Genomic DNA, 6,797 nt, shown 5'->3' with positions numbered 1-6,797 from the left:
GGAGGATGCCGCGCGGGCGGCGCTCGCCGTCGCCGCGGCGCGGGTGCGCGACGACGACGTGGTGCGCATCGACCTCCCCGATCCGCAGAACTCCCCCGGCCGCCGCGTCTTCTCGATCGGGGATGCCGAACGGGAGTGGTTCGTGACCGGACGCGAGCGCGTGGCACTTGAGGGGCGCAACGGCAGCGGGAAGACGACGCTGCTCGAGCGACTCGTACACGGCGGTGGTGAGGGCTCGGCATCCGTCCACGTGATGGCGAGCGTCGAGCGCATCGGATATCTGCCGCAGCGTTTGGACGGCCTCGACGACGGGGCATCCGTCCTGGACGACGTCGCTGCTGCGGCGCCGACCGTTCCGGTGGCGCAGTTGCGCGACAGGCTCGCGCGGTTCCTCGTGAGGGGCGATGCCGTCAGCCGGCGCGTGGGCACCCTCTCGGGCGGGGAGCGGTTCCGCGTGGCGCTGGCGCGGGTGCTGTTGGCGGATCCGCCGCCGCAGCTGCTCGTGCTCGACGAACCGACGAACAACCTCGACCTCGACACCGTCGACCAGCTCGTCGCGGCGGTGCGTGCGTACCGGGGAGCCGTTCTGGTGGTGAGCCATGACGACGCATTCCTCGCGCGGCTCGACCTCGACCTGCGGCTCGAACTCGAGGAGGGACGACTGCGGGAGCGCGGGCGGTGACCTCAGCAGCCCCCTCTCCCCCTCCGCCGCCGCCGCCGTCGCTGATACCCGCGCTGTCGCCGCACCCGCTGTCTGAGCCGCCGGCCGTGCCGAACATCACGGCACCCCCGTCAGCGGTGCCGCGCCGGCGGCCCGTCGCGGGCAGCTGTGCGGTGTAGGCGGCCAGGGCACCGAAGAGGACCGCGAGGATGCCACCGATCGTGGAGCCCATCACCAGGTTCTGCGCTCCGAGCGCGATGGCCGCGCCGATGCCCAGCCCGACGGGGACGGCGACCAGCACGACAGTAACAGTGGCCCGGCGAGAGGATGCGCTGTTCATGCTCCGACGCTAGACCTCGACGATTCCGTCGGCATCCCTCCACCGGAGGACCCGCGCTCCGCCGCCGGGGGGAGCCGTTCCGCGACCGGCGAACGTCAACCCCGACCCGATGTCGGAGGTCCGAGAGAGGATGTCGGCATGGCCGACGTGTTGGAGAGATTCGGTCCTGCGACGCAGGACTGGTTCCGCGGTGCCTTCGCCGCTCCCACGAACGCGCAGAAGGGCGCGTGGGAGTCCGTGTCGTCCGGACGCAACGCTCTGGTCGTCGCGCCCACCGGCTCGGGCAAGACGCTCTCGGCGTTCCTCTTCGCGATCGACCGCATCTTCCGCGAGAAGTCGCCCGAGGTCGTCGACGCAGAGCCCGTCCGGCGTGCGAAGCGCTCGGCGCCGAAAGCACCGAAAGCAGTCCCCACGAACACGCGCGTGCTCTACATCTCGCCGCTGAAGGCGCTCGGTGTCGACGTCGAGCGCAACCTCCGCTCCCCCCTGGTCGGCATCGGTCAGTCGGCTCGGCGCCTCGGCATCGAGGTTCCGGGGGTGACGGTGGGCGTGCGCTCCGGCGACACGAGTTCGAGCGACCGGCGCAAGCTCGTCACCGCCCCGCCCGACATTCTCATCACGACGCCCGAGTCGCTGTACCTCATGCTGACCAGCCAAGCCGCCGAGACCCTCCGGGGCGTGCACACCGTCATCATCGACGAGGTGCACGCGGTCGCCGCGACCAAGCGCGGCGCCCACCTGGCGGTGAGCCTCGAGCGGCTCGACGCCCTGCTCGACAAGCCCGCGCAGCGCATCGGTCTCTCGGCGACCGTGCGGCCCATCGACGAGGTGGCGCGCTTCCTCGGTGGCGCGCAGCCCGTCGACATCGTGGCACCCAAAGCGACGAAGGCGTTCGACCTCTCGGTCGTCGTGCCGATCGAGGACATGCTGAACCCGCCCCCACCGCCGGGCTCCCCCGCGCCCGACGAAGCGGCCGATGGCGAATGGTTCTCAGAACGCCCGGAGAGCACCGAGATGGCCGGCTCCGTGTGGCCGCACGTCGAAGAGGCGATCGTCGATCGCATCCTCCAGCGACGCTCCACGATCGTGTTCTCCAACTCGCGCCGTCTCGCCGAGCGGCTCACCGGGCGGCTGAACGAGATCTACGCCGAGCGACAGGGCATCGACGTGCCCGATCCGACGGTGCCTGCCGCGCAAATGGCACAGGCGGGGTCTTCGGCCGGCGTTCCCGCGATCCTCGCCAAGGCCCATCACGGGTCGGTGTCGAAAGAGCAGCGCGCCCAGGTCGAAGACGAACTGAAATCGGGGGTCCTGCGCTGCGTCGTGGCGACGAGCAGCCTCGAGCTCGGCATCGACATGGGCTCGGTCGACCTCGTCATCCAGGTCGAGGCGCCGCCGAGCGCGGCATCCGGGCTCCAGCGCGTCGGACGCGCCGGCCACCAGGTCGGAGAGGTGAGCCGTGCGGCCCTCTTCCCCAAGCACCGCAGCGACGTGCTCCATACCGCCGTCGTCACCGAGCGCATGCTCGCGGGGCGCATCGAGGCCATCTCGGTGCCGCAGAACCCGCTCGACATCCTCGCGCAGCAGACGGTGGCCGCGTCGGCCCTGGGTTCCATCGACGTCGAGGAGTGGTTCGAGACGGTCAAGCGCAGCGCGCCCTTCCGTTCGCTCCCCCGCTCGGCATACGAGGCCACCCTCGACCTGCTCGCCGGGCGGTATCCCTCCGACGAGTTCGCCGAACTGCGACCGCGTCTGGTTTGGGACCGTGACGCGGGAACGCTCACCGGGCGCCCGGGCGCACAGCGCGTTGCCGTCACCAGCGGTGGCACCATCCCCGACCGCGGTCTCTTCGGAGTGTTCGTGGCGGGAGAATCGCAGAACGCGAGGGTCGGCGAGCTCGACGAAGAGATGGTCTACGAGTCGCGTGTCAACGACGTCTTCACGCTCGGCACGACCAGCTGGCGCATCGTCGAGATCACGCACGATCGGGTCAACGTGCTGCCCGCCTTCGGCCAACCCGGCAAGCTGCCCTTCTGGCACGGCGACGGCATCGGGCGCCCCGCCGAACTGGGCGAGGCCCTCGGCAAGTTCTCACGCGATGTCGCCGGCGCCGAACGGGCGAAGGCCGAGGAGCGTCTGCGCGAGTCCGGTCTCGACGACTACGCCATCACCAACCTGCTGTCGTACCTCGCCGAACAGCGCGAGGCCACCGGTACGCTGCCGACCGACCGCAGTCTCACGGTCGAACGCAGCCGCGACGAGGTCGGCGACTGGCGCATCATTCTGCACTCGCCCTACGGCATGCAGGTGCACGCGCCATGGGCATTGGCGGTCAACGCGCGCATCCGCGAGCGGCTCGGCGTCGAGGGCGCCGCCGTCGCCAGCGACGACGGCATCATCGCCCGGGTTCCGGATGCCGCGGCCGAGCCGCCCGGGGCCGACCTCTTCGTGTTCGAACCCGAGGAGCTCGAGCAGATCGTCACCGACGAGGTCGGGGGTTCGGCGCTGTTCGCCTCCCGGTTCCGCGAGTGCGCCGCGCGGGCGCTGCTGCTGCCGCGGCTGAACCCCAACCGTCGCTCACCCCTCTGGCAACAGCGCCAACGATCGGCTCAGCTGCTCGAGGTCGCCAAGCGCCATCCCGCCTTCCCGATCATCCTCGAGACGCTGCGCGAGGTGCTGCAAGACGTCTACGACCTGCCAGCACTACTGCGCGTGACGCGCCAGATCGGTGAGCGTCGCATCCGCCTCGTCGAGATCACGACGTCGCAGCCCTCGCCGTACGCCCGCGACCTGCTCTTCGGCTACGTCGGCGCGTTCATGTACGAGGGCGACTCCCCCCTCGCCGAGCGCCGGGCCGCGGCCCTCTCAGTCGATCCGGCGCTTCTCAGCGAACTGCTCGGCAAAGTCGAGATGCGCGAGCTCCTCGACCCCGAGGTCATCGCCCAGTTCGAACGCGAAGCACAGCGCCTCGACCCCGACCGCCGCGCGCGAGGCGTGGAGGGCGTAGCCGACCTGCTGCGCATCCTCGGCCCGCTCGATGCCGCCGAGGTCGCCGCGCGCCTCGACGCCGAATCCGACGCCCTCAGCGAGGCGGAGCAGCACCTCGCCGCCCTCGTCGACGACCGTCGCGCCATCCGCGTCACCTTCGGCGGCGTGCCGCGGGTCGCCGGGATCGAAGACGCCGGGCGCCTTCGCGACGCCCTCGGCGCGGCCCTGCCGGTCGGCATCCCGAATGCCTTCCTCGAACCCCTCGCCGACCCCCTCGGCGATCTCGTCGCGCGATTCGCCCGCACCCATGCCCCCTTCACGACCGACGCGGTGGCCGAGCGTCTGGGCGTCGGCATCGCCGTCGCCCGTCTCACCCTGCAACGCCTCGAGTCGCAGGGGCGTCTGGCGAGCGGCTTCTTCCTGCCGGAGGCGTCGGGGGGCAGCCGTGGCGACGACACCGAGTGGTGCGACGTCGAGGTGCTCCGGCGCCTGCGCATGCGCTCGCTCGCGGCGATCCGCGGCAGCGTCGAGCCGGTGCCCCCGGCGGCCTACGCGCGCTTCCTCCCCGTCTGGCAGCATCTCGGACGCCCGCTCGAGGGAATCGACGGGGTCCTCGCGGTGGTCGAGCAGCTCGCGGGCGTGCCCATCCCGGCGAGCGCATGGGAATCGCTCATCCTGCCGTCGCGCGTCGCCGACTACTCCCCCGCCCTCCTCGACGAATTGACCGCGACGGGCGAGGTCGTCTGGTCGGGTCACGGCACCCTGCCCGGCCGTGACGGGTGGATCGCCCTGCACCCGGCCGAGGCCGCGCCCTTCACGCTGCAAGACCCCTCCGACGCCGACGACCCCGCACCGGACTCGGTGGAGGCGCGGTTGCTCACCGCGCTGGCCGGGGGAGGTGCGTACTTCGCCTCGCAGCTGAAGCAGCTGGCCGGCGCCGACAACGAGCAGTCGGTCAACGACGCCCTGTGGGCGCTGACCTGGGCGGGGCGGGTCACGAACGACACGTTCGCGCCCGTGCGCACGCTTCTCAGCGGCGGTGGACAATCGCACCGCGTAGCCCGTCGCGCCCCCCGCGCCCGCATGTATCGGGGCGCCACCATGCCGCGCGCGACATCGGCCCCCCCCCCCCCCACCCCCGGCGGCCGGGGGGGGCGCCACCCCGCGCGCGAACCCGAGCGCCCCCCCCCCGCCACGGCCACGGCGAGCCTGCTGCTCGACCGATACGGCGTCGTCACCCGCGGCGCCGTGCAATCCGAGGGCGTGCCGGGAGGCTTCGCGCAGGTGTATCGCATCCTCGCCGGTTTCGAAGAGGCGGGGCACTGCCGTCGCGGCTACGTCATCGAGAAGCTCGGGGCGGCGCAGTTCGCCGCCTCCGCCACCGTCGACCGCCTTCGCGAATTCGCCGCCGTAGCCGATCCCCCTCCCCTGCGAACGGTCACCCTCGCCGCGACAGATCCCGCGAACCCCTACGGCGCCGCCCTCGGCTGGCCCGCCATCGAGGGCGTCACCCACCGCCCGGGTCGTAAGGCCGGCGGTCTGGTCGTGCTCGTCGACGGAGAGCTGACGCTGTACCTGGAACGCGGGGGCCGCAGCGCCCTCGCCTTCACCGACGTCGAAGCCCCCCTGCTCGCCGCCGCGCGCCACCTCGCCGAGACGGCGAAGAAGCGGCGCCTCGAGACCCTCACCGTCGAGCAGGTCAATGGAGAGTTCGTCTACGGCACCGCGGTCGGCCGCGCGCTCCGCGAGGCCGGGTTCGTCGAATCGCCCAAGGGCCTGACGCTCCGCAAACTCACCGCCGGAGACACCCTGCGGGAGGCCGCACGTGCGTGACACGATGTTCCGGAACAGCGAAAGGCCGGCACCCGTCGCCGCCACTCCGCGGCGGGGAGGTCGACGCGCCGATGTAGCCCCCGCTCCGTGGCCGGCAGACCGACGCGCCGGCTCCCCGACCGCGCCGCGCCCGAGGGCCGCGCATGCCTGAGGGCGACACCGTCTATCGAGCCGCGGCGAAGCTCACCGCGGCTCTGGCGGGCAAAGTCGTCACCCGCTTCGACATCCGCGTCCCGGGCAGCGCGACGGCCGACCTGCGCGGCGAGACGGTGCACGAGGTCGCGGCGCGCGGTAAGCATCTGCTGCACCGGATCGGCGGCTACACGCTGCACTCGCACCTGAAGATGGAGGGGCGTTGGGACGTGTACCGCCCCGGCGAGCGCTGGCGACGCCAGGCCTTCAAGGCCCGCGCGATCGTGGGTGTCGCAGGTTTCGACGCCGTCGGCTTCGACCTCGCCATGGTGGAGGTGCTGCGCACCGTCGACGAGCACACGGTGATCGGCCACCTGGGCCCCGATCTCCTCGCCGACGATTGGGACGAGGCCGAGGCGGTCCGCCGCGTGGCCGCCGACGAACGCGCTGCCCACGTGGCGCTCCTCGACCAGCGCAACGTCGCCGGCTTCGGCAACGTCTACGCGAACGAGCTGTTGTTCGTGCGCGGGATCGCGCCCACGATACCCGCGACCGAGATCGACGTGCAGGCGACGATCGCCCTCGGCGAGCGCATGATCCGCGCCAACCTCCCGCGGCCCGAACGCACCTTCACCGGCGACACCCGCCCCGGGCGGCGCTTCTGGGTCTACGGCCGCGAAGGCGCGCCGTGCCGACGCTGCGGTACACCGATCCGTGCGACGAGCCTGGGGGCGTCGGCGACGAGCGAGCGCAACGTCTACTGGTGCCCCACCTGCCAGCCCGGTTGAACGGCGCGACGCCAACGCGTGGTGGGCTCGAGGGGCGCGACGCCGGCGCCTGGTG

Annotated in this window: 3 protein-coding genes; all 3 read left to right on the top strand. The window is 72.1% G+C overall.

All coding sequences use genetic code 11. The annotated features are described in order from the left end of the window. A partial coding sequence (locus RWP81_RS12780; protein WP_314456666.1) for an ATP-binding cassette domain-containing protein occupies positions 1-682 on the top strand: 682 nt, incomplete at its 5' end. Positions 683-1,139: 457 nt separating this feature from the next. Continuing rightward, entirely contained in the window at positions 1,140-5,822 is a 4,683-nt protein-coding gene (locus RWP81_RS12775; protein ID WP_314456663.1) for an ATP-dependent helicase, read from the top strand. Between the two features lie 143 nt (positions 5,823-5,965). Then, positions 5,966-6,742, top strand: coding sequence for a DNA-formamidopyrimidine glycosylase family protein (locus tag RWP81_RS12770; protein ID WP_314456661.1), 777 nt, complete (start codon positions 5,966-5,968; stop codon positions 6,740-6,742). The last annotated feature ends 55 nt before the right edge of the window (positions 6,743-6,797 follow it).

Origin of the sequence: uncultured Microbacterium sp., assembly GCF_963521695.1 — a bacterium.
Taxonomy (GTDB): domain Bacteria; phylum Actinomycetota; class Actinomycetes; order Actinomycetales; family Microbacteriaceae; genus Microbacterium.
This window is presented reverse-complemented; position numbering and strand designations above follow the sequence as displayed.